The organism is Gordonia sp. 'Campus', from assembly GCF_022206305.1.
GTDB lineage: Bacteria > Actinomycetota > Actinomycetes > Mycobacteriales > Mycobacteriaceae > Gordonia.
The window spans coordinates 93,884-116,710 of sequence record NZ_JAKOIW010000011.1 but is presented as its reverse complement, the minus strand read 5'-3'; the positions used below and the strand labels follow the sequence as shown (position 1 = coordinate 116,710).

Below are 22,827 nucleotides of genomic sequence, written 5' to 3'. Positions count from 1 at the left end.
TAGTCCCGCAGATGCGGCGTCGCAGAACAGGCCTCGCGCAGAACCCCGACGTCGGGAACACTCCCGACGACACCTGGCATGCTGTGCGCATGCGTACCGTCGTAGAGCATCAAGGCGTCGTCGCGGCGCTGTTCGGCGCACCCGAACCCGTGCTGATGAAGGTCCCCGACGCCATGGGGTTGGCGACGTCGTCCGACATCGACGCCCCCCTGTCCCTGCCCGGCTTCGACAATTCGGCGATGGACGGATTCGCGGTGCGCGCGATCGATCTCGCGGGCGCCACCGCCGACCATCCCGTCGTCCTGCCCGTCGGCGCCGACATCCCGGCCGGCCGCACCGACGACCTCGAACTCGAGCCGGGTACCGCGCACCGCATCATGACCGGCGCACCGTTGCCCTCCGGCGCCGACGCGGTGGTGCCCGTCGAACTCACCGACGCGGCCGTCGGACCGGTTGCCGCCGCGGCGACGGTCACCTTCACCGGGCCCGTCGACGCAGGCAAACACATCCGGCGCGCGGGCTCCGACATCGAGCGCGGCACCCGCGCACTCCCCGCGGGGACGGTGATCGGCGCACCCCAGATCGGTCTGCTGTCCGCGCTCGGCATCGCCGAGGTGACCGTCGCCCGCCCGCTGCGCGTGGTGGTGCTCTCCACCGGGTCCGAGCTCATCGAGCCCGGTAATGCGTTGCGCCACGGCCAGATCTACGAGTCCAACGGGGCCATGCTGACCGCGGCCGTCATCGAGGCGGGCGCGACCGGGCGCCACCTGCACTTCGTGCCGGACAACACCGCGGACTTCACGACCCGACTGGACGAGGTCGCCGACTCCGCCGATCTGATCATCACCTCCGGCGGGGTCAGCGCCGGCGCCTTCGAGGTGGTCAAGGACGCGTTGTCGGCGACGGGGACCGTCGAGTTCGTGAAAGTGGCCATGCAGCCCGGGATGCCGCAGGGCTGCGGACTCTACGGTTCCGCAGGCGGCGCGCAGGTGCCGATCATCACCCTCCCGGGCAACCCCGTGAGCGCACTCGTGTCGTTCGAGGTGTTCATCCGACCGGCCCTGCGCGGCGCCATGGGGTTGCCGCCGCACCGTCGTCGGGTCTCGGCGCGCCTCGGCGCCGACATCCGGTCGCCTCGGGGCAAACGCCAGTTCCTCCGCGGCGTCCTGGACGACGGCGAACCCGCCGCGGACATGGTGGTGGACCCGATCGGCCCACCCGCCTCGCACCACCTGCGCTATCTGGCCGAGGCGGACGCCCTCATCGACGTGCCCGCCGACGTCGACGAGGTCGCCGCGGGATCGTCGGTGGACGTCCTGCTCCTGCGCTGACGAACGGGTGCCCGGACGCGGCGCTCTAGAGTGGACGCCAGTGCACCCGGCGATGAGGTGCCCCCATCGGAATCGGCCTGGTGACAGGCCAGAGGAGGTTGATCGTGGCCCGACGTCCGCGTCCGGACGGCAACGGCGACATCGGTCGTGTCGCCCATTTTCTCGATCTGGCCCGTGAAACCGTCCCGCCGATCCATCCCGCCGGGGTGCCGTTCGTCGCCGCACCGGCGGCCGTGGCCCTGCTCGGCCGGCGGCATCGCTGGATCTCCCGGCCCGCTCTGCTGACCGCCGGTGCATGTGCCGCCTTCTTCCGGCATCCGGCCCGCGTCACCCCGAGCGAGCCCGGCGTGGTCGTCGCACCCGCCGACGGGACCATCGCCCTGGTCGACGAGGCGGTGCCGCCCGCCGAGTCCGGGCTCGGCACCGAGCCGCTGCCCCGGGTCTCGACCTTCCTGTCGATCTTCGACGTCCACGTGCAGCGGGTGCCGATCGCCGGCACGGTCACCACCGTGACCCACACGCCGGGCGCGTTCGTCTCGGCCGACCTCCCCGAGGCGAGCCGGGACAACGAACGCACGACGATGACCATCCGGACGAGCGGCCCCGGAGGCCCCGAGCTCGCCGTCGTCCAGATCGCCGGCCTCATCGCCCGACGCATCGTGTGCGAGCCGCAGGTCGGGGACACCCTCCGGATCGGGGACACCTACGGTCTCATCCGGTTCGGCTCGCGCGTGGACGTCTACTTCCCCGCAGGGACCCGCCCTCGTGTCTCGGTCGGCCAGCGCGCGGTCGGTGGCGAGACCCCGTTCGCGTACCTGGACCAGTGACCCGAGCCGCCCGGTGAACCCGACCGAGATGAACTCGTCCGGCCCGAAACCCAGTGGGCGCCGATCGGGCTCGCGGACCTCCCGCACCCCGACCGCCCGATCCGCCAGACGGCACGCGAAGTCCACGCACACCGTTCCGCAGCCACCGCCCGAACGCCGCCGGCTGCGTCGACAGGCGCAGGCGAGCCGCATCGTCATCCCGTCGTCGTTGACGATCCTCGCGATCTGCGCCGGACTCACCGCGATGCGTGCTGCCACCAACGGCGACATCAACGCCGCGATGGGACTCGTGGTCGCGGCGGCCTTCCTCGACGGCATCGACGGTCGCGTGGCGCGGATGATGGGCGCGACGAGCCGCATCGGCGCGGAGATCGACTCCCTCGCCGACGCGATCAACTTCGGGGTCGTCCCGGCGATGATCATCTACTTCCACCTGCTCGACGGCCAAGACCTCGGCTGGGTGCTGGCACTCGTCTACTGTTGCGCGGTCGTGCTGCGGCTGGCCCGCTTCAACACCCTGCTCGACGACGACGAGGCCCCCGCCTACACCCGGGACTTCTTCGTCGGGGTCCCGGCGCCGGCCGCCGCGATCGTCGTGCTGCTGCCGATCGGGCTGGAACAACAGTTCGGTGAGGGATGGTGGACGTCGCTGCCCGTCGTCGGGGGCTGGCTGGTCGTCGTGGCGTTCCTGGCGGTCAGCCGCATCCCGACCTCGTCGTTGAAGACGGTGTCGATCCCGGCCCGTGCCGTCGCGGGCCTGCTGGTGCTCGTGGCCGCGGCCGCGGCGCTGCTGGTCACGTTCCCGTACGTGCTGATGATGATCATGATCGCGGGATACGCGCTGCACATCCCGTTCGCATGGCGCGCCCGGCGGTGGGTGGCGTCGCGTCCCGAGCACTGGGACGACAAGCCCGCGGTCCGGCGGGCGCAACGACGTGCGCTGCGAACCTCGTCGCCGAACGGTCGGCGTCGCCGGCCGGTGCTCAACTCGCTCGGCCGACTGGGCCTGAACCGTCCGACGGGACCGGCGCCCGTGGTCGCCGCTCCCGGGACCGGTACGACCGAGACGGCCACCACCGGGACAGCCACCACCGGGACAGCCACGACGGGGACGACCACCGTGGGGCCGCGTCCGACCGAAAGCGAGCCCGAATGACCACACCGGCCTCTCTCACCCTGACGGCACGACTCAATCCGTCCGCGGCAGAGGCACGGCGCGGCATCATCCGGGTGCACCCCGAGGTGTTGACGGCGCTGTCCCTACGCGAGTGGGACGCGGTGTCGATCACCGGCGCGCGCGTCACCGCCGCGGTCGTCGCGGCCACCGAGGCGTCTGCGCCCACCGGCGTCGTGCTCCTCGACGAGATCGCGTTCTCCAACGCCGGTGTCCGCGAGAACTCGGCGGTCGTACTCGCCCCGGTCGTCGTACAGGGCGCGAGCCGTGTGGTGGTGAGTGGTTCGGTGCTGGCCACCCAGTCGATCACCGAGTCGACGCTGCGCCGGGCACTGCTCGGGAAGGTGCTCTCGGTGGGTGACGCGGTCTCGCTGCTCCCCCGCGACCTCGGACCCGAGCTGGCGGCCACCGAGGCGACGCGCGCACTGGCCCGCTCGGTGGGCATCACGTGGACCACCGAACTGCTCACCGTCACGGGTGTCGAGCCGGGTCCGCCGGTGAACGGCCAGGTGTCGGCTCCGGTCAGCGTGCAGACGAACACCGCGGTGCTGTGGTCGACGTCGTCGGGCGAGGTGGCGCCACTCGTCGACCGGGCCGGACCGACGACACCCCGCATCCCGGGCGCCCTCGGGATGGTCGCGGAGACCGAGTCTCCCAGGCAGCCGACGGCAGCCGCACCGCCGCAGGCCCGTGAACCCGACGTGCCCGTCCGCCCGGTGTCGGAGCTGGTCGGTGTCGACTCGCAGATCACCAAGCTGACCGAATGGCTGACGATCACGCTCGACGAGCCCGACGTCCTCCGCACACTCGGCGCCACCCCGCGGCTCGGTGTCCTGGTCACCGGACCCGCGGGCGGCGGCAAGGCCACCCTGGTGCGGTCGGTGTGCGCGCACCGGACGCTGGTGACCGTCGACGGCCCCACGGCCGGCGCGACCGAGGCCAACGCCCGCCTGCGACTGGTCACCGATGCCGTGGCCCGCGCACGGTCCGGCGGCGGCGTCCTGCTGATCACCGACATCGACGCGCTGCTCCCGTCGGAGCCCGAACCGGTGTCGGCTCTCATCCTGGACGAACTGCGGTCCGGCATCGCCGACGGGCGGATCGCGCTCATCGCCACGACCGCCGAGCCCGTCCGGCTCGACGCGCGCCTGCGTGATCCGTCCCTGTGCGATCGCGAGCTCGTGATCGGTCTGCCCGACGCGGCGACGCGCGGCCGGCTGCTGTCGGCGATCCTGTCCGACGTGCCCACCGAGGGTGACCTCGACCTGACCGCGGTCTCGGCGCGCACGCCCGGTTTCGTCGCCGGTGACCTGGCCGCGCTCGCACGTGAAGCGGCACTGCGCGCAGCCACCCGCGCCAGCAGCGAGAAGTCCTCGCCCGCACTGCGCACCGACGATCTCGTCGGGGCCCTCGACGTCATCCGGCCGGTGTCGCGATCCGACTCCCCCGAGGTCGCGCTCGGTTCGATCACCCTGGCCGACGTCGGGGACATGGTCGAGACGAAACAGGCGCTGACCGAGGCCGTCCTGTGGCCGCTCCAGCATCCGGACACCTTCGCGCGATTGGGCGTCGCCCCGCCGCGTGGGGTTCTGCTGTTCGGCCCACCCGGGTGCGGCAAGACGTTCGTGGTGCGAGCACTCGCGGCGTCGGGCCAGTTGTCGGTGCACACCGTCAAGGGCGCGGAGTTGATGGACAAGTGGGTCGGGTCGTCGGAGAAGGCGGTCCGTGACCTGTTCGCCCGAGCCCGCGAGTCGGCGCCGTCGTTGATCTTCCTCGACGAGGTCGACGCGCTGGCCCCTCGGCGCGGCCAGTCCACCGATTCCGGCGTCGGCGACCGCGTCGTCGCATCGCTGCTCACCGAACTCGACGGTGTCGAGCCGCTGCAGGACGTCGTGGTGCTCGGTGCCACCAACCGTCCAGACCTGATCGACCCGGCGCTGCTGCGGCCGGGACGACTCGAACGCCTCGTCTTCGTGCCGCCGCCCGACGCCGCCGCGCGTGGCGACATCCTGCGCGCCACCGGCCGCGACGTGCCGCTCGACGGCGTCGACCTCGACGAGCTCGCCGCGGATCTCGACGGGTATTCGGCGGCCGACTGCTCGGCGCTGCTGCGCGAAGCCGCGTTGTCGGCGATGCGTCGCGACATCGACGCCGCGGCCGTCACCGCCGCCGACGTGGACGAGGCCCGCAGTCGGGTCCGACCGTCGCTCGACCCCGCGCAGGTCGAGAACCTGAAGGCCTACGCCGAGCGGCGTCTGGACTGAGCGGGGTCGACTGGGCGTCGATTCCCGTCGACTGTGCATCAGATCTCGTCGACTGGGCGTCGTTTCTCGTCGACCGTGCATCAGTTCCCGTCGACCGGGTACCGATTCTCGTCGACCGTGCATCAGTTCCCGTCGACCGTGCACAACTGATGCAGGCGGCAACTTCGAAGTCGGGCCCACGAGGCCGGTGCCACGTCAGATCGGGCCAGTCGACGAGAAACGACGCACAGTCGATGGGTTTCCCCACCCGGTCGACGGATTTCCCCACCCAGTCGACGGATTCGGACGCACAGTCGACGGATTTGCCTACCCGGTCGACGAGATCAGCCGCCCGGTCGACGGAACCGGCCGGGTCACCGATGAGCCGATGAGTCCAGGAACACACCCGGAATAACCTCAGATAGTTGTTGGTTGCAACCATCACGCTTTATAGTTGCATCAATCAACCAATCGTGTGTGCCACCGTGCGCGCCGATTCGCAGCCCGCCCGTCCCCTGTCGTCGCGGGCAGCTTTCTTTCTCGGAGGTTTCTTCATATGAGTGCACCCGCTTCAGCGGTGGCGCCGGTCAAAGACGTACCGATGACACATCGCCAGAAGATCGAGGCCCTCGTCGGCCTCCTTCTGGGCATGTTCGTCGCATTCCTGTCCTCGACCGTGGTGTCCAACGCTCTTCCCACGATCATCACCGACCTGCACGGCACGCAGGACCAGTACACCTGGGTCGTCGTCGCCACCCTGCTGGCCTCGACCGCCACGACGCCGATCTGGGGCAAGTTCGCCGACATCGTCAGCAAGAAGCTGCTGGTCCAGGGCGCACTTGTCCTGTTCACGCTGGGTTCGGTACTCGCCGGACTGTCCACCTCGGTCGACATGCTGATCGGGTTCCGCGTGATCCAGGGTCTGGGCCTCGGCGGCCTGCAGGCACTGGTCGTCATCGTCGTCGCGACGATGTTCAGCCCGCGTGAACGCGGCCGCTACCAGGGTCCGATGGCCGCCGTCATGTCGGTCGCGACCGTGGCCGGCCCGCTCATCGGCGGCGTGATCGTCGACACCAGTTGGCTCGGCTGGCGCTGGACCTTCTATGTCTGCGTCCCGCTCGCGATCATCGCGCTGCTCGTCATCCAGCGCACCCTGAACGTCCCGGTCGTCCGCAACAAGGTCAGCATCGACTACGGCGGCGCGCTGCTGATCGCCTCCGGCGTCAGCACCCTGCTGATCTGGGTCACCCTGGCCGGCAAGAACTTCGCCTGGGCGTCGCCGACCTCGTACGGACTCGTCGCGCTCGGCGTCGTGCTGCTGCTCGTGGCGGTCTACGTGGAGTCGAAGGTGTCCAGCCCGATCATCCCGCTGCACATCTTCCGGGACCGCACCACCACACTGGCCACGCTCGCCAGCGTCGGCGTCGGTGTCGCCCTCTTCGGCGGCGCCGTGTTCCTCGGCCAGTACTTCCAGATCGCACGTGGTTACTCGCCCACCGCGGCGGGTCTGCTCACCCTGCCGATGGTCATCGGGTCGATGATCTCGGCGACCATCTCGGGCAACCTCATCACCCGCTACGGACGCTGGAAGCGATTCCTCGTCGCCGGTGCCGCGATGATGACCATCGGCTTCGGCCTGCTGTCGACCATCGACGCGCACACCGACATGGCCCTGGTCGGCGTCTACCTGTTCGTCCTCGGCTGCGGTATGGGCATGACGATGCAGAACCTGGTCCTCGCGGTCCAGAACAACGTCACCCCGGACATCCTGGGTGCGGCGACATCGACGGTCACGTTCTTCCGTTCACTCGGCGGTGCGGCCGGCGTGTCGGTCCTGGGAGCGGTCCTGTCCAACCACGTCACCGACCTCATCGCCAAGGCCCTCGGCGCACTCGGCATCGGCTCCGGGCAGACCGGCGGCGGCAACGCCGGGCTCGCGAACCTGAACGAGCTGCCCGCTCCGATCGCGGCCATCGTGCGGGGCGCCTATGGTGACGGCACCGCACGGATCTTCCTCGTGGCGGCGGTCATGGCGGCCCTGAGCTTCATCGCCATCACCCTGATCAAGGAGGTCGCGCTGAAGACGATGAGCAGTGACGAAGAACGTCGCGCACAGGCGACGGAGGTCGTCGAGCCCGCCGCGGTTGCCGTCGCACCCGGTGTCGACGCAACGGCTGATGCCGTCGCCGCCGCCGACCGGACGCGAACGGGCGACCCCACCAGCACGCGATGACCACCATCGCGGCCGGGGTTGATCTCAGTCCCGAATCCGAGGCGGCCGCCCGCTGGGCGGCCGCCTCGGCGCGCGTCGGTGACCGTCTGCTGCTGGTGCACGGTTTCGCCGCAGCCGCCGCACTACAGCCATTGAGCGAGTTCGAACTCGACTTCGACGTCGCGTCCACCCGCGACACCGCGGTCGCCCACGTCGCGAGGCTCGCCGACGACCTCCGGGCCGGCCACCCCGACATCGACGTCAGAACTCTTGTCGAGCACGAGTTCCCGATCCCCCTGCTCACCAGACTGTCCCGCGACGTCGACCTGCTGGTTCTCGGCCACCATCGGCCGGGCCTCATCGAACGCCTCACGACGGGGAGCATCAGCTCGGCGCTGTCGGCACGCTCGCAGTGCCCGGTGGTGACCGTCCCCTACGGCAACCTGGCGACCGGTGGGCCCGTCGTTGCGGCCATCGACGCCGACGCGCCATCGGATCTCGCGCTCGCCACCGCCTTTCGATACGCGCAGGCCACGCACAGTTCCGTCGCGGTAATCAGCGCAATCCCGGATGCGGCCGAACCGGCACTGATCGAGGCGGTCTTCGCTCGAAGTGAGGCCGTTCTCGCCCCGTGGCGCGAGCGCTTCCCCGAGTGTCACGCCACACTCCAGCTGGTCAACGGGAACCCGTCCCGTGCGATCACCGACGCCGTGCCGCAGGCATCGTTGCTCGTCTTCACCCGACCCCGAGCCGGTGGAAGTCTCGCGACCTGGGCCGGGTCGGTGGCCCGCGCGGCGCAACATCACACGCGTTGCCCGATCGCGATCGTCGACCACAGCGGCCGGTGACGTCCGTCAGGAGTCAGCCGGTCAGCTCATTCGACGTTCACCAGATAGAACACCGAGGACCCTCCGCCGGCCGCTTGCGGAGACGCGCCGATCTGAACCCAGTAGGTCGTGCCGTCCTTGGTCGCCGACAGCACGACGACCGACTGTCCGCCTTCGGTGGAACGATGCGACTCGGCGAAACCGGCGTCGGTGAGTGTGTCGGTGGCGGCGTCGAGTTGGTTGCCCGCGTTGACGGGTCCCTGCACGGTGACCTCCCAGCCGTCCGCCCGGCTGCCACTGGCCGAGAGCACGTGGCCGTCGATGAGCGGCACCTGTGTTACCGGGAAGTCGGAGGGAAGCGGAACGCCCTCGGGCCCCGCGTGTTCCTCGTCACTGCACCCGGCGACGAGGCCGACGAGCAGCAGGACGGCAGCGATCATCACGGCGGGACGCCGGAGCCAGTCGAACCGGAACATACGGGCAACGGTAAAGTAGCTAGCGCGGGCGGTCGCCCGTGACACCCCGCCGGGAGAAAGACGGAGTGCCCTTTTGATCACTGTGTTGGCTGCGTTGGCAGTGTGCGCACTGTTCGCGCCCGCAGTCATCCACTGGATGGGTACCCGGGGTTTCTACGTACTCGCCCTGGCACCTCTCGGTGGTCTGATCTGGGTCATCCTCAACTGGCCGCCCCCGGAGGCGTCGGCCGCGCGCGTCGAGACCCTCACCTGGGTGCCGTCGCTCCAGATGGACATCGTCACCCGCTTCGACACGCTGACGGCCATCCTCGCCGTGTTGATCCTCGGTGTCGGCGCCCTCGTGCTCTGCTACTGCGCCCAGTACTTCGACGACGCCCGACCCCGTGTCGCGCTGTTCGGCGGCGAGATGGTCGCCTTCGCAGCGGCGATGTTCGGTCTCGTCATCTCCGACAACATGCTGGTGCTCTACGTGTTCTGGGAGCTCACCACCGTCCTGTCGTTCATGTTGGTCGGTTTCTACGGGGTGCGCGCCACCGCGCGCAGGTCCGCGACCCAGGCGCTGCTGGTGACCACGTTCGGCGGGTTGGCGATGCTCGTCGGCATCATCATGCTCGGCGAGCGGACGGGCACCTATCTCCTCTCGGAGATCATCGCGTCACCGCCGACCGGCCTCTACGTCGACATCGCGGTCGTCCTGCTGCTCATCGGTGCACTCACGAAGTCCGCCATCGTCCCGTTCCACTTCTGGCTCCCCGGCGCCATGGCCGCCCCCACCCCCGTCAGCGCGTACCTGCACGCCGCGGCGATGGTGAAGGCCGGTATCTACCTCATCGCGCGGCTGGCGCCCGCCTTCTCGGTGACGATCACCTGGCAGGTCGCCGTGGTCGGTCTGGGCATGCTGACGATGGTGCTCGGCGGCTGGCGTTCGCTGCGCGAACTCGACCTCAAGCTGATCCTGGCGTTCGGCACCGTGTCCCAACTCGGCTTCATGGCCGTCCTGGTCGGTATCGGTGACGCGAACGTCGCCATGGCCGGCATCGCCATGCTCGTCGCGCACGCGCTGTTCAAGGCGTCGCTGTTCATGGTGGTCGGCATCATCGACCATGCGACCGGCACCCGCGACATCCGTAAGCTCGCCCGGCTCGGTCAGCGACTCCCGGGGCTGGCGATCACCGCTGCCGTAGCCGGGGCGAGCATGGCCGGCATCCCGCTGACACTCGGTTTCGTCGGCAAGGAGACGGCGTTCGCGTCGGTGTGGGAGACCGGGGCATTCGTCTCCTGGCAGGCCCACACCATCGACATCGTGCTGCTGGTCGGGTCGATCATCACCTGCGCGTACACGCTGCGCTTCCTGTGGGGCGCCTTCGGCCGCAAGGTCCGCAGCACCCCGAGTCCCGCGGTCGCCAAGATGCACCCGCCGTCGTGGGCGTTCTACGTGTCCCCGGTGGTGCTCGCCGCGGCGGGCGTCGCGGCGGGCGTGTTCAGTCCGCAGCTCGGCGACCTCTTCGAGCCGTACGCCGAGACCCTCGACAGTTACGGACACCCGCTCGAGCACCTCGCCCTGTGGCACGGTTTCGGCCTGCCGGTCGTTTTCTCCGTGATCGTCGTCATCGGCGGCGCACTGCTGTTCCTCGGCGTCCGTCGGGTGCGCGATCGCATCTTCGGTTTCCGACCGCTGATCAACGCCGACCGGATCTACGACGCGACCCTGCGCGGCGCGGACACCATCTCGCTGATGCTGACCCGCAACACCCAGCGCGGTTCGCTCCCCTACACGCAGGGCGTCATCCTCTGCACCGCGATCCTGCTGCCCACGATCGTGCTGTTCGCCGGAGCGCGCGACCGGTTGAGCATCGACTACACCGCGACCGCCGTGCAACTGGTCATCGGCGGATGCATCGTGGCCGCGTCGCTGGCCGCGGTACTGCTGCGCAACCGGCTCGCGGCGACGCTCGTCGTCGGCATCACCGGTTACGGCTGCGCCATGCTGTTCGCCCTCTACGGCGCCCCCGACCTCGCGCTCACCCAGTTCCTGGTCGAGACGCTGACCCTGGTCATCTTCGTGCTCGTGCTGCGCAAGCTGCCGGCCGAACCCGAGAAGCGTCATGCGACCGGCTTCAAACCCCTGCGAGCACTCATCGGCATCGCGTTCGGCGCGATGCTGGTCCTCATCGGGCTCTTCGCGGCGTCGGCCCGTTCGACCGAACCGCTCCACGTCGACCTGCCCGAGGCCGCCTACGAGTACGGACACGGGGCGAACGCGGTCAACGTGCTGCTCGTCGACATCCGCGCCTGGGACACCCTCGGCGAGGTGTCGGTTCTGATCGCGGCCGCCACGGGCGTCGCGTCGATGGTCTTCCGCAACCGCCGGTTCGGTGCAGCGCCGCGTGTCGCGGACGCGGCTCGCCTGCAGTCCGGGGACGGCGACGACGATGACGATCTCGTCCCACCGGACCGCACCACCTGGCTGCTCGGTTCCGGCCTGCGCGATCCACGACACCGGTCGATGGTTCTCGAGGCGACCACCCGCCTGCTGTTCCCGACCATGGTCGTGCTGTCGATCTACTTCTTCTACGCCGGCCACAACGCGCCGGGCGGCGGCTTCGCCGGCGGCCTGACGATGGGTCTCGCCCTCGTGCTTCGCTACCTCGCGGGCGGACGCTACGAACTCGGCGAAGCCCTGCCCATCGAGCCCGGCCGGATCCTCGGCGCCGGCCTCGCCGTCTCGGCGACGACGGCCATCGTCTCGATGTTCATGGGGGCGCCCGCCCTCTCGTCGGCGGTCTTCGAGATCACCGTCCCGGTCCTCGGTGACATCAAGTTCGTGACCGCCCTGTTCTTCGACCTCGGCATCTACCTGATCGTGGTGGGCCTCGTCCTCGACGTGTTGCGCAGTCTCGGCGCCCGCCTCGACGTGGAGACGACGATCGCGCGAGACACCGCCCGGATCGAGGCGTCACGCGGCGACGCACACACTGCGACCGGCGAGCAGGTGGGCCGATGACCACCAACCTCTCGCTGATGCTGGTCGTCGGCGTCATGGCCGCATGCGGCGTGTACCTGCTGATGGAACGCAGCCTCGTCCGCATGCTGTTCGGTCTGCTGCTGGTCGGCAACGCGCTCAACCTGATGATCATCGTCGTGTCCGGCGGGATGGGAAACCCGCCGATCATGGGTCGTTCGTCGGAGAACCGGGCGGCCGACGCCGATCCGCTCGCGCAGGGCATGGTGCTCACCGCGATCGTGATCATGATGGGTGTCGCGGCCTTCGTGCTGGCGCTGGTGTATCGCCTGTTCGTGATCAACCGCGACGACGACGACGTCGAGGACGACGTCGAGGACGTCAAGATCCTCAGCGGATCGCTGGGCACCGCACCCGACCGTGATCGCAGCGACGACCCGGTGACCTACTCCGACACCCCGACGGGCGACCACTTCGACGACGAGGGCAACCCGCTGACCCCGGAACAGGCCGCCGCCCGGCACGCGGCGCTCCACGAGACCGACCTGATGCCGACCGACTCCGACGTCGTCGACGAGATCGGCGCCCAGGACGAGGAGCCCGACACCGACACCCCCGCGCAGAGCGAGGCACGGGAGGAGGAGGCCGGCCCCGGAGGAGCGACTCCCGAGGTACACGGCCCCGGCGAGCTCGGGCCGGAGGAAGTGGGACCCAAGGGCGACGACGCGCCCGCCCCGACCGAGACCGGCCAGAACGACACGACCGAACCGGAGATGCCGGACCCCGGCATCCCCGACACGCACGAAACCGACCGGAACGGGGGTGACCGATGACGCCCGACGAGTCATGGATCCCCGTGTTGATCACCTTGCCGACGCTCGTACCCCTCGGCGCCGCAGCATTGTCTCTGCTGCTCGGACGCAGCCCGCGGTTCCAGCGCACGGTGTCGATCGCGGCGATCTCCGTGGCGTTCATCGCGTCGTGCCTGCTGCTGTACCTGACCGAGCGCCATGGCACGTTCGCGGTCGCGATCGGCGGATGGGGCGACAAGGGTTTCGGCAACGGGCCCCTCGGGATCACGCTGGTGGTCGACCAGCTGGCCGCGCTGATGCTCGTGGTGTCGACGATCGTGCTGCTGTGCGTCGTCGTGTACGCGATCGGCCAGGGTATCCGGGACGGCACGGCGCAGCAGCCGACGTCGATCTTCCTGCCGACCTATCTCATCCTGACCGCGGGCGTGTGCAATGCGTTCCTCGCCGGGGACCTGTTCAACCTGTATGTCTCCTTCGAGATCCTGCTGACCGCGAGCTATGTGCTGCTGACCCTCGGGGCGAGCGCCGAACGCGTCCGGGCCGGCGCGTCGTATGTGATGGTCTCGATGGTGTCGTCGCTGATCTTCCTGGCCGGCATCGCCTTCGCCTATGCGACGACCGGCACGTTGAACCTCGCGGAGATGGCCGTCCGCCTCGACGATGTGCCCGACGGCACGCGCAACGCCCTGTTCGCGGTGCTGCTCGTGGCCTTCGGGATCAAGGCGGCGGTCTTCCCGCTGTCGACGTGGCTGCCCGACTCGTACCCCACCGCACCCGCACCGGTCACCGCGGTGTTCGCCGGCCTGCTCACCAAGGTCGGTGTGTACGCGATCGTCCGGGCGCATTCGCTGCTGTTCCCGGGCGGGTCGCTGGACACGATCATGCTGGTGGCGGGCCTGCTGACGATGCTCGTGGGCATCTTCGGCGCGATCGCCCAGTCAGACATCAAGCGTCTGCTGTCGTTCACGCTCGTCAGCCACATCGGGTACATGATCTTCGGCATCGCCCTGTCCTCCGACCTGGGGATGTCGGCGGCGATCTACTACGTCGCGCACCACATCCTCGTCCAGACGACGCTGTTCCTGGTCGTCGGACTGATCGAACGCCAGGCCGGTTCGGCATCGCTCCGTCGCCTGGGTGGGCTGATCGCCAGCCCCCTGCTGGCGGTGCTGTTCCTGGTACCGGCACTGAATCTCGGTGGTATTCCGCCGTTCTCCGGCTTCATCGGCAAGGTCGCGCTCCTCGAGGCCGGTACGCAGGACGGTTCGGTGCTGGCCTGGATCCTCGTCGCCGGATCGGTGATCACCAGCCTGCTCACCCTCTACGTCATGGCCCGCATCTGGACCAAGGGTTTCTGGCGCCCCCGCGCCGACGCGCCCGAGGGCGATCTGGCCGACAAGGGTCCTTCGGCGCTCATCGACGAGAGCTCCGACGACGCGGCGTTCTCCGACCGTGAGGACGTCGGCCGGATGCCGGTGATGATGGTCCTGCCGACGATGGCGATGGTCGCCGCTGGTCTTGTCCTCACCCTGTGGGCCGGCCCGATCTTCGACTTCACCGACAGCGCGGCGACCGACGTCGTCGACCGCTCGGTGTACGTCGACGCGGTTCTCGGTGCGGGAGGTGTCCGATGAGCGCACCCGATCGCTCGGAGCAGCACCCACTCGAATCGCGGAAGCGTCGCGCACCCGTGGTGTCGACCAAGGGACCTGTCCTGTCGGTGGTCATCAACGTGTGGCGGGTATCGCTGCTCTTCGTCTTCTGGCACTTCGTCGGCGGACTGGTGTGGCTGCGCTCGCGCATCCGGCTGCCGAAGTGGCTCGGCAGCGACGGTCGCGAGGTCGCGGTCCGCTTGTGGACCATCGCCTGGCTCACCTTCGTCTGGGTTCTGTTGTGGGGCACCGTGTCCTGGGCCAACGTCCTCGGCGGGGTCCTGCTGGCGACTCTCGTGCTGACCGTGCTGCCGCTGCCCAGGGTTCCGGTCGAGGGGCGGATCCACCCGCTGACGGTCGTGCGACTGATCGGCCGGCTGATCGTCGACTTCTTCCGGTCGAGCGTGCAGATGGCGTGGATGGCGATCCGCCCGGGCCGCCCTCCCCTGGGCGCGGTGGTCCGTGTCCGCGTCGCGATCAAGTCCGACATGGTGCTGACGCTCGCCGTCGATTACCTCAACCTCGTGCCCGGCACGATGGTGCTGGAGATCGATCATCGTCGGCGCATGTTGTACGTGCACGTCTTCGACGTCCGGTCCGAGAAGCAGGTGCGGGCCTTCTATGATCAGGTCGCCTACGTCGAGCGCATGTTCATCCAGGCGTTCGAGCGTGACAGCGAATGGCATCCGAGCCCGTTCCACGGCATCGACGAGGAATTCCACCATGTCCGCGATGTGGACCGCTCGGTGGACACCGAGCCGGAACGGCGGCCTGGCGGCACCGAGCCGGAACGGCGGCCAGGCGGCACCGAGCCGGAACGGCGGCCAGGCGGCACCGAGCCGGAACGGGGGGACGCTTGAATTACGTGTGGACGATCGCGGCGGCGATGCTGTTGATCGCCGCGGTCCTGACGATGGTCCGCATCCTGCGCGGCCCGACGACGCTCGACCGACTCGTCGCCCTCGACGTCCTCATCGCGCTGTGCATGTGCGGCCTGGGGACGTGGGCGGCGTTCAGTCGTGACTCGACGGTCGTGCCGGCGATCGTGGCCCTGTCGCTGCTGAGTTTCGTGGGCTCGGTCTCCATCGCACGCTTCCGAGTCCGGGACGACCAGACATGATCATCAACGTCATCAGCGCAACGCTGCTCCTCACCGGCTGTCTGCTGGCGGTCACTGCAGCCATCGGCCTCGTCCGTTTCCCGGACACCCTGAGCCGGATGCATGCCGCCACCAAGCCGCAGACCTTCGGCTTGCTGCTGATCCTGCTCGGCGCGGTGTTGCGCCTCGGCGACAACGTCGACAGCGGGATGCTCGTGCTCGCCGGACTCTTCGCCCTCATCACCGCTCCCGTGGTGGCCCATCGCATCGGTCGTCTCGCCTATCAGGAGCAGCGCGCTCGCGACGGTCTCATGGACGAACGCGACATGGAGGCACCCGACCGGGATTGAGCGGGCGGAGGTGTGCGCGGACTCGCCCCTGGCCGCGCGACGCCACTCCCGATCCGCGCGTCTAGGCTGAGGTGGCGATTCTGCCCGGGATCGCGTCCGAGGAGATTCGAGGAGACGTCGTGGTCATCGCAGGTCTGGTTCTCGCCGCGATCGCGGCCCTGGTCCACGTGTTCATCTTCTATCTCGAATCCATAGCGTGGACGAGCGAACGTGCTCGTGCGACGTTCGGCACGGGAACGGTCGAGCAGGCCTCCGCGCAGAAAGAACTCGCGTTCAACCAGGGCTTCTACAACCTGTTCTTGGCAATCGCGGTCGGCATCGGGATCGGTGTGTACGCGGCGGGACAGGAGACCGTCGGGCTGACGTTGGTCTTCACCGGCATCGGCTCGATGACCGCCGCCGCGCTGGTGCTGTTGGTCACCAGCCGGGACAAGACGGCGGCGGCGCTCAAACAAGGGGTGATTCCCGCGCTGGCGATCATCGCCCTCGCACTCGGAGTCGGCCTCTGATCCTCACGGACCGTCGAGCTCGGCGACCACCGAGGCCACGACGTCACGCATCGACTGCGTCCGCCGGTGCACCGCACGCTGGCGCTGGTAGCTGGCACCCCGCGCGATGATCCGCTCGACGCCGGAGAGTTCGGCGACGCAATCCAGTTCGCGGGCAATGGGTTCGAGCCGTTCGAGCAGGACCCGCAGATCGTCGGTGACGAGCTTCTCGCGGCAGTCGGCGTCGAGGATGACGATGGCGTCGAGCCCGTATCTCGCGGCGCGCCACTTGTTCTCCTGAACGAGCCAGGGAGCCATGGTCGGCAACGTCTCGCCTGCGGTGAACCGACGGTCGAGGTCGACGACGAGGCAATGGATGAGCGCGACGACGGCGGAGAGCTCGCCGAGGTTCGTCATGCCGTCGCACACGCGGACCTCGATGGTGCCCAGGTGCGGCGAAGGCCGGATGTCCCAGCGGATCTCGTTGAGATGGTCGATGATGCCGGTCGTCATCTGGTCGGTGACGAACGCCTCGAACTGCGCCCACGTCTCGAACTGGAACGGCAGTCCGGCGGTGGGGAGTTGCTGGAACATCATGGCGCGGTTGCTGGCGTAACCGGTGTCCTGTCCCGCCCACATGGGCGACGACGAGGAGAGCGCCAGCAGATGCGGATAGTAGTTGAGCAGCGCGTCGAGAACGGGTAACACCTTGTCGCGGTGACTGATACCGACGTGGACGTGTACGCCCCAGATCAGCATCTGCCGTCCCCACCACTGGGTCCGTTCGATGAGTTCGGCGTACCGGTGACCCTCGGTGAGCAACTGGGTGGAGTACTCGGCGAACGGATGGGTTCCCGCGCCGTACAGGTCGACGCCGAGGTCCTCGGTGAGCACGCGCACGACGCCGAGTGTGTCGGTCAGATCGGCGATCGCCTCGCCGGTGGTGCGGCAGATCCCGGTCACCAGTTCGACGGTGTTGCGCAGCAGTTCTTTGTGGATCTTCCCCGCTCGATCGGGATGGTGCTCACCGACTGCGGCGAACAGCGCCGCCGCCGAGTTCGACAGGTCGCCGGTCACCTTGTCGGTGAGGGCGAACTCCCATTCGACCCCGAGAGTGGGGGTCGGCGACCCGTCGAACTCGATCGATGCCATGCGTGCCGTGATCGTCGGCGGTTCGGGTGCCTAGCTCTGCTCTTCGATGACACCGCACGCGATGCGGGGGCCCGCGTCGCCGGTCTTCAGGGTGTCGGGGTTGGGCCCGCCCGGGTACTTGTCGGCGGGGATGTTGCCGAAGTTGTCCGGCTTCTCGTGGATCATGATCGACTTGCCGATCAGCTGTTCCAGCGTCACCGCGTCGGTCGTGGTGACGGTACGGCCGGTGTGATCCTCGAGGATGTTGATGGAGACGAGATCACCGCTCGAGGGATGGCTCGTGTTGCCGTCGACCTGCAGGTGACCGCCCGCGGAGGTGAATGCCTGCGATCCGCCCGAGCCGGCGTCGCAGCTGCCGTTCTCGTGGATGTGCATGCCGTGGAACCCGGCGGGCAGGTCACCGGCGTTGACCTGCACGCTGATGGTGACCGGCTTCTCGCTCTCGGTGGCTGCGGAGATCGTGGCCTTGCCGACGACCTTGCCGGAGGTGTCCTTGATCTCGGCGACCGCGATCTGGCCGTTGGGCTCGCCGTCGACATCGTCCTCGGCGCCCGGGGGCAGTGGCTGGTCGGTGACCACCGACGGTGTCGTGCCGGGCACGTCCGTGGGCTCCTGATCGGGGCTGCACCCGGCCAGTGCCACGCCGATCAGGCCCGCGGAGACCAACGCGGCGAGGGCGCGCGGGGCGGCGAGTGTGGAACGTCCGGACATGTCACTCCTTGTTTCACTGACGATCTTGTTTCACTGACGATCACTGACAGACAGTCATTTGCAACTCTACGAGCGGTCAGGCACCACTGACCGAGGTCACCACGATGACCGGTATGCCGCCGCGGCAGCGGGTGAACGACGTGGGGCGTTCCTCTACCGCGACCTCCCCGCCGAGTGCCTTCGCGACCTCGTCGGCCTGGGCCTTGTCGGCATCGTCGTCGTGGAACACGGTGTTCTCGCTGAACCCGCCCGCGGTGTAATTGCCGGGCTGAGCCATCTGATAGCCCTTGCCCTCGAGCAGTTCGGACACATCGGAGGCGAGTCCCGCGACCTGTCCGGCGTTGATCACGCACAACCGCTTGTCGGTGGACACCGCGGTGGTCGACGGAGTCGCGGAGGTGGTGGGCGTCGACGTCAGCGTGGACGCGGCCTCGTCCGGCGAGTCGTTGCCCGCGGTCGCCGCGGAATGCCAGCCGAGGCCGATGAAGACGACGGCGACTGCGAAGAGCATCATCGCCCCCGCGCGCAGCGGCAGGCGATTGGGCTCACGGTCTGCATTCATCACCGACGACCTTAACGCACATCGCGAAGGCGACCGGGCTCAGCGTCTCAGGTGATCTCGAAGCCGAGCCGGCGCGCGGCGCGGGCCTTCTGGCGTGAAGCACGAAGCCGTCGGAGTCGCTTGACGAGCATCGGATCCGCGGCGAGCGCCTCCGGCCGGTCGACGAGCGCGTTGAGCACCTGGTAGTACCGCGTCGCCGACAGCCCGAACAATTCCTTGATCGCCTCTTCTTTGGCACCGGCGTACTTCCACCACTGGCGCTCGAAGGCGAGGATGTCGTGCTCGCGCCGGCTCAGACCGTCCGAGCCGACCTCGTGCGGATCGAGAGTCTGCCCAGCGGCGTCAGCCCCTGAGTCCGCGTTCCTGTCGGGGGTGGGTTGATCGCCCTGCTTCTGGCTACGCGCAGCTGCGCCGTCCATCTCACTCCCTCACCGATAACGGTCGACGATCCTCACACCGCCGCTGACGTGCATCGATTCGTGATCAATGCGGCCAGACGACCTCCGCGGTGGAGGCGAATGACAGCGGTGTGGTTCGCAGACAATCTAACCACGGCCCGGCGGTCGGTTCGCGCTGTGACTCGCCACGTCCGGAACTATCCGCGACACCGGGCCGGGACCCGCTGTTAGGCTGCCCTCACTACATTCGCCATCGGGGGACATCATGACTTCATCAACGTTCCGGAACAGCGGGTCTCACCGGGCACTCCGTCGGACGGCTGCCGCCGCGCTGACGACGGCGGCCCTCTCGATCGCCGGCCTCGGCGCCGCGGGTACGGCGTCCGCCGCGCCGTCGGAGGTGTCGCCTGGTGACCGCGTTGTCGTCATCGTCCCGGGCCAGCAGCTGTATGCCGACGCCCAGCAGAACGAAGAGGCCTTCCGTCCACTCGCCGACGCCGTACGCGCCGCGGGTCACACGGTGGTCTTCGCACATGCCGCGGGGCGCGAGGTCGACGCCGACGCCCGACTCATCGCCACGACGATCGCCCCGTTCGCGGGCACCGCCCGGTCGGTCGGCATCGTCGCGCACAGCGCGGGCGGGTTGGGTGCCCGTTCCTATCTCAAGTTCCTCGGCGGCTCCGACATCGTCGACGAGTACATCGCCATCGGCACCGCCCAGTACGGTTCCCCCGGCGGCTGCTCACAACCGCGCGACGGCGGTTACGACACATGCATGTACGCCGATGCGATCACCGAGCTGAATCGCGGCGCCGACGCCCCTGGACCCACCCGGTACTCGGTCGTGCAGAGCGACGGCGAATGGACCGACGGACGTCTCGACGGCACGGCGCAGTGCCGTGCGTACTCGCCCGTCCCGCTCGCGAACACCGGCTTCGACCACACGATCGAGATGCGTGACCCGACCGTCATCGCCAACGTCCTGACCTCGTTGCGGGGCTCCTGCGCGGGTGACGTCGTCACGGACCCGGTCGACTCGTTCGACTGGCAGTCGACGCTGTTCCCGGGCATCCCCGGGCCGGCGGGTGAGGCCATCCGCGACGCCGTACCCGGCGTCGTTCCTGCGCCCTGAGCAGCGCTAAGGTGAGCGCCATGGCGATTCTCCCGATCTGCATCGTGGGCGAGCCGGTACTCCACCAGCCGACCACGCCGATCCCTCTGGACGCCGACGGCCGTCCGTCGGATGAGGTCATAAACCTGCTCGACGACATGTACGAGACGATGGACGCCGCGCACGGCGTGGGCCTGGCGGCCAATCAGGTCGGGGTGGGTTCGCGCATGTTCGTCTACGACTGCCCCGATGGCGATCGCTCGGCGACCCGTCGTCGCGGCGAGGTCATCAACCCTGTGCTCGAGACCTCCGAGATCCCGGAGACGATGCCGGATCCCGACGACAATGACGAGGGCTGCCTGTCGGTCCCGGGTGAGCAGTTCCCCACCGGCCGGGCCGATTGGGCCCGCGTCACGGGCGTGGACCGGACGGGCGCCGCCGTCGACATCGAGGGCACCGGGTTCTTCGCCCGCATGCTGCAGCACGAGGTAGGCCATCTCGACGGCTTCCTCTACGTCGACGTGCTCGTCGGTCGCAACGCCAGGGCGGCGAAGAAGGCCATCAAGCGCAACAAGTGGGGCGTGCCCGGACTGACCTGGGTGCCGGGCGAGGTCGAGGACCCGTTCGGTCACGACGACTGATCGTCGCGTGAAGGTCTTCCGGTCGGGTGCGGTCGTCGGCGATCGCGTCGTCGTGCGTTACCTGCTCGGCGAGTCGACCCCGGCGGACTGGCGCGGTGATCCCGGTGCCGCCCAGTCCGATGTCACCGGCATCCTGATCGACGACGCCGACCCGTTGCGGTTGCGGCGCGACGGCGAGGAACTCACCATTCCGTCGACCGCCATCACCTCGGTGCGCCTCCTGTCGGCGAAGCCGGTGCGCAACAGTGAGATCCGCACCCTCGAACACGTCGCGGCGCGCTCCTGGCCCGGAGTGGACTCCGACTGGATCGACGGTTGGTTCGTGCGTTCCGGGTACGGGTTCAGTCGGCGTGCCAACTCGGCCGTCCCCCTCGACCGCCATGCCCACCCGGACGGTTCGACGCTCCGCCGGATCGCCCGCTGGTATGCAGATCGAGGTCTGCCCCCACTGCTCGCTTTGCCGGAGCGACTCATCCGCCCGGCGGCCATCGGCGGTGTCGAGGGCGTCGAGGTCCAGATGCTGACGTGCCCGATCTCCCGACTCGTCGAGTCCCTCGACGGGCGGCGCTGCGCCGCAGTAGAACTCGGTGACACCCCCGGCGATTCCTGGCTGGCGGCGTACGCGGATGCGCGCCCCGCGGATGATCGACATGTCGACGCCGCTCGTGAGGTCGTCGAGGCAGGTGAGCGTCTGCTCTCCTTCGCCTGCACAGCGGATGCGAGCGCGATCGGACGCGGCGCGATCACCGAATCCCCGGACGGGACACAGTGGTTGGGTCTGTCCGCGATGTGGACCGATCCCGCGCGACGCCGCTCCGGGCTGTCCTCCGCGGTCGCGGCCGAGCTCGTGGCCTGGGGTGTCCGGCACGGCGTCGACGCGGCCTATCTCCAGGTCGAGGCGACCAATCGGACCGCCGGATCGTGGTATCGCCGCCTGGGTTTCGGACTGCACCACACCTACCGGTATCTGACCCCCGACATCCCGCCCGACACCGAGGCCCTCTGATGCGGATCGCCACCTGGAACGTCAACTCCGTCCGTGCCCGATCGGAGGCCGTGGTCGCCTGGGCCGAGAGTGCCGAGGTCGACGTCCTGGCGCTGCAGGAGACCAAGTGTCACGATGACGCGTTCCCGCTGATGAGTTTCCTCGCCGCCGGTTACGACGTCGCCCATGTCGGACAGGGCGCCTACAACGGCGTCGCGATCGCCTCACGGGTGGGGCTCGACGAGGTGGAGGTCGCCTTCGACGGCGTACCCACCCATCCCGTCGACGGTCAACCGATCCGCGAGGCGCGTTCGATCTCCGCGCGTTGCAACGGAATCCGCGTGTGGAGTCTGTACGTACCCAACGGTCGCACCCCCGACGACCCGCACTACACATACAAGCTGGCGTGGCTCGACGCCCTGCGCGACCACATCGGCCTTCGTCTCGCGCACGACCCGGCGGCCGAGATGATGCTCGCGGGTGACTGGAACGTGGCACAGACCGACGACGACGTCTGGGACCGTGCGTACTTCGAGGGTCGGACCCACGTCACTACGCCCGAACGTGCTGCGGTCCAGGGCTTCCTGGACGGCGGTCTCGTCGACTCGGCGCTGCCATATGCGCCGGGTTACACCTTCTGGGACTACACCCAGCTACGGTTCCCCCGCAACGAGGGCATGCGCATCGACTATGCGTTCTGCTCTCCGGCTCTCGACACCCGCATCGTCGGTGCGCGAGTCGATCGGGACGCCCGGAAAGCCAAGGGCGCCAGCGATCACGCGCCGGTGGTGTTCGACATCCTCGACTGAGACAT

At 68.8% G+C, this 22,827-nt stretch carries 22 protein-coding genes; 17 read left to right on the top strand and 5 right to left on the bottom strand.

Features of this window, described 5'->3' with window-relative positions:
- Positions 1 to 89: 89 nt before the first annotated feature.
- From glp to MAY35_RS13420, 6 genes are all read left to right on the top strand, one after another.
- Positions 90 to 1,331, top strand: coding sequence for a gephyrin-like molybdotransferase Glp (glp, locus tag MAY35_RS13445; protein WP_238421789.1), 1,242 nt, complete (start codon positions 90 to 92; stop codon positions 1,329 to 1,331).
- 104 nt (positions 1,332 to 1,435) lie between these two features.
- Positions 1,436 to 2,158: a phosphatidylserine decarboxylase gene (locus MAY35_RS13440; protein ID WP_238421788.1), complete on the top strand. Its 723-nt coding sequence runs from the start codon at positions 1,436 to 1,438 to the stop codon at positions 2,156 to 2,158.
- A 28-nt stretch (positions 2,159 to 2,186) separates the two neighbouring features.
- Positions 2,187 to 3,314 (top strand): phosphatidylcholine/phosphatidylserine synthase, encoded by a 1,128-nt coding sequence (locus MAY35_RS13435; RefSeq protein ID WP_238421787.1) that lies wholly within the window; start codon positions 2,187 to 2,189, stop codon positions 3,312 to 3,314.
- A complete protein-coding gene (locus MAY35_RS13430) occupies positions 3,311 to 5,596 on the top strand; it encodes an AAA family ATPase (protein WP_238421786.1) in 2,286 nt (761 codons plus the stop codon). The genes MAY35_RS13435 and MAY35_RS13430 overlap by 4 nt, the downstream gene beginning before the upstream one ends.
- Positions 5,597 to 6,131: 535 nt before the next feature.
- Entirely contained in the window at positions 6,132 to 7,808 is a 1,677-nt protein-coding gene (locus tag MAY35_RS13425) for an MDR family MFS transporter (protein WP_238421785.1), read from the top strand.
- Complete coding sequence (locus MAY35_RS13420) at positions 7,805 to 8,635, top strand: universal stress protein (RefSeq protein ID WP_238421784.1); 831 nt, start codon at positions 7,805 to 7,807, stop codon at positions 8,633 to 8,635. Before MAY35_RS13425 ends, MAY35_RS13420 begins: the two co-directional genes overlap by 4 nt.
- Positions 8,636 to 8,661: 26 nt before the next feature.
- Here the strand turns inward: MAY35_RS13420 and MAY35_RS13415 are convergent, their stop codons facing one another.
- Complete coding sequence (locus MAY35_RS13415) at positions 8,662 to 9,090, bottom strand: hypothetical protein (RefSeq protein ID WP_238421783.1); 429 nt, start codon at positions 9,088 to 9,090, stop codon at positions 8,662 to 8,664.
- Between the two features lie 73 nt (positions 9,091 to 9,163).
- On the opposite strand from MAY35_RS13415, the gene MAY35_RS13410 reads away from it, so the two are divergent.
- The 7 genes from MAY35_RS13410 (at position 9,164) to MAY35_RS13380 (ending at position 16,474) form a co-directional block, all read left to right on the top strand.
- Positions 9,164 to 12,094: a Na+/H+ antiporter subunit A gene (locus MAY35_RS13410; protein WP_238421782.1), complete on the top strand. Its 2,931-nt coding sequence runs from the start codon at positions 9,164 to 9,166 to the stop codon at positions 12,092 to 12,094.
- Positions 12,091 to 12,885, top strand: coding sequence for a Na(+)/H(+) antiporter subunit C (locus MAY35_RS13405; RefSeq protein WP_238421781.1), 795 nt, complete (start codon positions 12,091 to 12,093; stop codon positions 12,883 to 12,885). The genes MAY35_RS13410 and MAY35_RS13405 overlap by 4 nt, the downstream gene beginning before the upstream one ends.
- On the top strand, positions 12,882 to 14,498 hold the full coding sequence (locus MAY35_RS13400; RefSeq protein WP_238421780.1) for a Na+/H+ antiporter subunit D: 1,617 nt from the start codon (positions 12,882 to 12,884) through the stop codon (positions 14,496 to 14,498). The genes MAY35_RS13405 and MAY35_RS13400 overlap by 4 nt, the downstream gene beginning before the upstream one ends.
- Positions 14,495 to 15,376 carry a Na+/H+ antiporter subunit E gene (locus MAY35_RS13395; protein ID WP_238421779.1) on the top strand — a complete coding sequence of 294 codons (882 nt, stop codon included), beginning with the start codon at positions 14,495 to 14,497 and terminating at the stop codon, positions 15,374 to 15,376. The genes MAY35_RS13400 and MAY35_RS13395 overlap by 4 nt, the downstream gene beginning before the upstream one ends.
- The gene (locus MAY35_RS13390) at positions 15,373 to 15,636 is read left to right on the top strand and encodes a monovalent cation/H+ antiporter complex subunit F (RefSeq protein ID WP_238421778.1); all 264 of its coding nucleotides are present in this window, start codon (positions 15,373 to 15,375) and stop codon (positions 15,634 to 15,636) included. Before MAY35_RS13395 ends, MAY35_RS13390 begins: the two co-directional genes overlap by 4 nt.
- Complete coding sequence (gene mnhG, locus MAY35_RS13385) at positions 15,633 to 15,965, top strand: monovalent cation/H(+) antiporter subunit G (protein WP_238421777.1); 333 nt, start codon at positions 15,633 to 15,635, stop codon at positions 15,963 to 15,965. Before MAY35_RS13390 ends, mnhG begins: the two co-directional genes overlap by 4 nt.
- Before the next feature lie 119 nt (positions 15,966 to 16,084).
- Positions 16,085 to 16,474, top strand: a complete 390-nt coding sequence (locus tag MAY35_RS13380; RefSeq protein WP_238421892.1) for a DUF1304 domain-containing protein — start codon at positions 16,085 to 16,087, stop codon at positions 16,472 to 16,474.
- A gap of 3 nt (positions 16,475 to 16,477) precedes the next feature.
- Here the strand turns inward: MAY35_RS13380 and MAY35_RS13375 are convergent, their stop codons facing one another.
- From MAY35_RS13375 to MAY35_RS13360, 4 genes are all read right to left on the bottom strand, one after another.
- Positions 16,478 to 17,605 carry a glutamate--cysteine ligase gene (locus MAY35_RS13375; protein ID WP_238421776.1) on the bottom strand — a complete coding sequence of 376 codons (1,128 nt, stop codon included), beginning with the start codon at positions 17,603 to 17,605 and terminating at the stop codon, positions 16,478 to 16,480.
- A 30-nt stretch (positions 17,606 to 17,635) separates the two neighbouring features.
- Positions 17,636 to 18,316 carry a superoxide dismutase family protein gene (locus MAY35_RS13370; RefSeq protein WP_238421775.1) on the bottom strand — a complete coding sequence of 227 codons (681 nt, stop codon included), beginning with the start codon at positions 18,314 to 18,316 and terminating at the stop codon, positions 17,636 to 17,638.
- 76 nt (positions 18,317 to 18,392) lie between these two features.
- Positions 18,393 to 18,878: a LytR C-terminal domain-containing protein gene (locus MAY35_RS13365; protein ID WP_238421774.1), complete on the bottom strand. Its 486-nt coding sequence runs from the start codon at positions 18,876 to 18,878 to the stop codon at positions 18,393 to 18,395.
- A 47-nt stretch (positions 18,879 to 18,925) separates the two neighbouring features.
- A complete protein-coding gene (locus MAY35_RS13360) occupies positions 18,926 to 19,297 on the bottom strand; it encodes a DUF3263 domain-containing protein (protein ID WP_238421773.1) in 372 nt (123 codons plus the stop codon).
- 244 nt (positions 19,298 to 19,541) lie between these two features.
- Here MAY35_RS13360 and MAY35_RS13355 point away from each other — a divergent pair, with 244 nt between their 5' ends.
- From MAY35_RS13355 to MAY35_RS13340, 4 genes are read left to right on the top strand one after another with little or no spacing between them, the layout of a single operon-like run.
- On the top strand, positions 19,542 to 20,408 hold the full coding sequence (locus MAY35_RS13355; RefSeq protein WP_238421772.1) for a triacylglycerol lipase: 867 nt from the start codon (positions 19,542 to 19,544) through the stop codon (positions 20,406 to 20,408).
- A 20-nt stretch (positions 20,409 to 20,428) separates the two neighbouring features.
- A complete protein-coding gene (locus MAY35_RS13350; RefSeq protein ID WP_238421771.1) occupies positions 20,429 to 21,028 on the top strand; it encodes a peptide deformylase in 600 nt (199 codons plus the stop codon).
- A gap of 7 nt (positions 21,029 to 21,035) precedes the next feature.
- The gene (locus tag MAY35_RS13345; protein WP_238421770.1) at positions 21,036 to 22,034 is read left to right on the top strand and encodes a GNAT family N-acetyltransferase; all 999 of its coding nucleotides are present in this window, start codon (positions 21,036 to 21,038) and stop codon (positions 22,032 to 22,034) included.
- On the top strand, positions 22,034 to 22,822 hold the full coding sequence (locus tag MAY35_RS13340) for an exodeoxyribonuclease III (RefSeq protein WP_238421769.1): 789 nt from the start codon (positions 22,034 to 22,036) through the stop codon (positions 22,820 to 22,822). The genes MAY35_RS13345 and MAY35_RS13340 overlap by 1 nt, the downstream gene beginning before the upstream one ends.
- Positions 22,823 to 22,827 lie beyond the last annotated feature (5 nt).

What these genes read in the sequence shown, in the direction of transcription:
- glp (WP_238421789.1), top strand. Translation starts at nt 90, where the DNA reads ATGCGTACCGTCGTAGAGCATCAAGGCGTCGTCGCGGCGCTGTTCGGC.
- MAY35_RS13435 (WP_238421787.1), top strand. Translation starts at nt 2,187, where the DNA reads ATGAACTCGTCCGGCCCGAAACCCAGTGGGCGCCGATCGGGCTCGCGG.
- MAY35_RS13430 (WP_238421786.1), top strand. Translation starts at nt 3,311, where the DNA reads ATGACCACACCGGCCTCTCTCACCCTGACGGCACGACTCAATCCGTCC.
- MAY35_RS13425 (WP_238421785.1), top strand. Translation starts at nt 6,132, where the DNA reads ATGAGTGCACCCGCTTCAGCGGTGGCGCCGGTCAAAGACGTACCGATG.
- MAY35_RS13420 (WP_238421784.1), top strand. Translation starts at nt 7,805, where the DNA reads ATGACCACCATCGCGGCCGGGGTTGATCTCAGTCCCGAATCCGAGGCG.
- MAY35_RS13415 (WP_238421783.1), bottom strand. Translation starts at nt 9,090, where the DNA reads ATGTTCCGGTTCGACTGGCTCCGGCGTCCCGCCGTGATGATCGCTGCC.
- MAY35_RS13405 (WP_238421781.1), top strand. Translation starts at nt 12,091, where the DNA reads ATGACCACCAACCTCTCGCTGATGCTGGTCGTCGGCGTCATGGCCGCA.
- MAY35_RS13400 (WP_238421780.1), top strand. Translation starts at nt 12,882, where the DNA reads ATGACGCCCGACGAGTCATGGATCCCCGTGTTGATCACCTTGCCGACG.
- MAY35_RS13395 (WP_238421779.1), top strand. Translation starts at nt 14,495, where the DNA reads ATGAGCGCACCCGATCGCTCGGAGCAGCACCCACTCGAATCGCGGAAG.
- mnhG (WP_238421777.1), top strand. Translation starts at nt 15,633, where the DNA reads ATGATCATCAACGTCATCAGCGCAACGCTGCTCCTCACCGGCTGTCTG.
- MAY35_RS13375 (WP_238421776.1), bottom strand. Translation starts at nt 17,605, where the DNA reads ATGGCATCGATCGAGTTCGACGGGTCGCCGACCCCCACTCTCGGGGTC.
- MAY35_RS13370 (WP_238421775.1), bottom strand. Translation starts at nt 18,316, where the DNA reads ATGTCCGGACGTTCCACACTCGCCGCCCCGCGCGCCCTCGCCGCGTTG.
- MAY35_RS13365 (WP_238421774.1), bottom strand. Translation starts at nt 18,878, where the DNA reads ATGAATGCAGACCGTGAGCCCAATCGCCTGCCGCTGCGCGCGGGGGCG.
- MAY35_RS13360 (WP_238421773.1), bottom strand. Translation starts at nt 19,297, where the DNA reads ATGGACGGCGCAGCTGCGCGTAGCCAGAAGCAGGGCGATCAACCCACC.
- MAY35_RS13355 (WP_238421772.1), top strand. Translation starts at nt 19,542, where the DNA reads ATGACTTCATCAACGTTCCGGAACAGCGGGTCTCACCGGGCACTCCGT.
- MAY35_RS13350 (WP_238421771.1), top strand. Translation starts at nt 20,429, where the DNA reads ATGGCGATTCTCCCGATCTGCATCGTGGGCGAGCCGGTACTCCACCAG.
- MAY35_RS13340 (WP_238421769.1), top strand. Translation starts at nt 22,034, where the DNA reads ATGCGGATCGCCACCTGGAACGTCAACTCCGTCCGTGCCCGATCGGAG.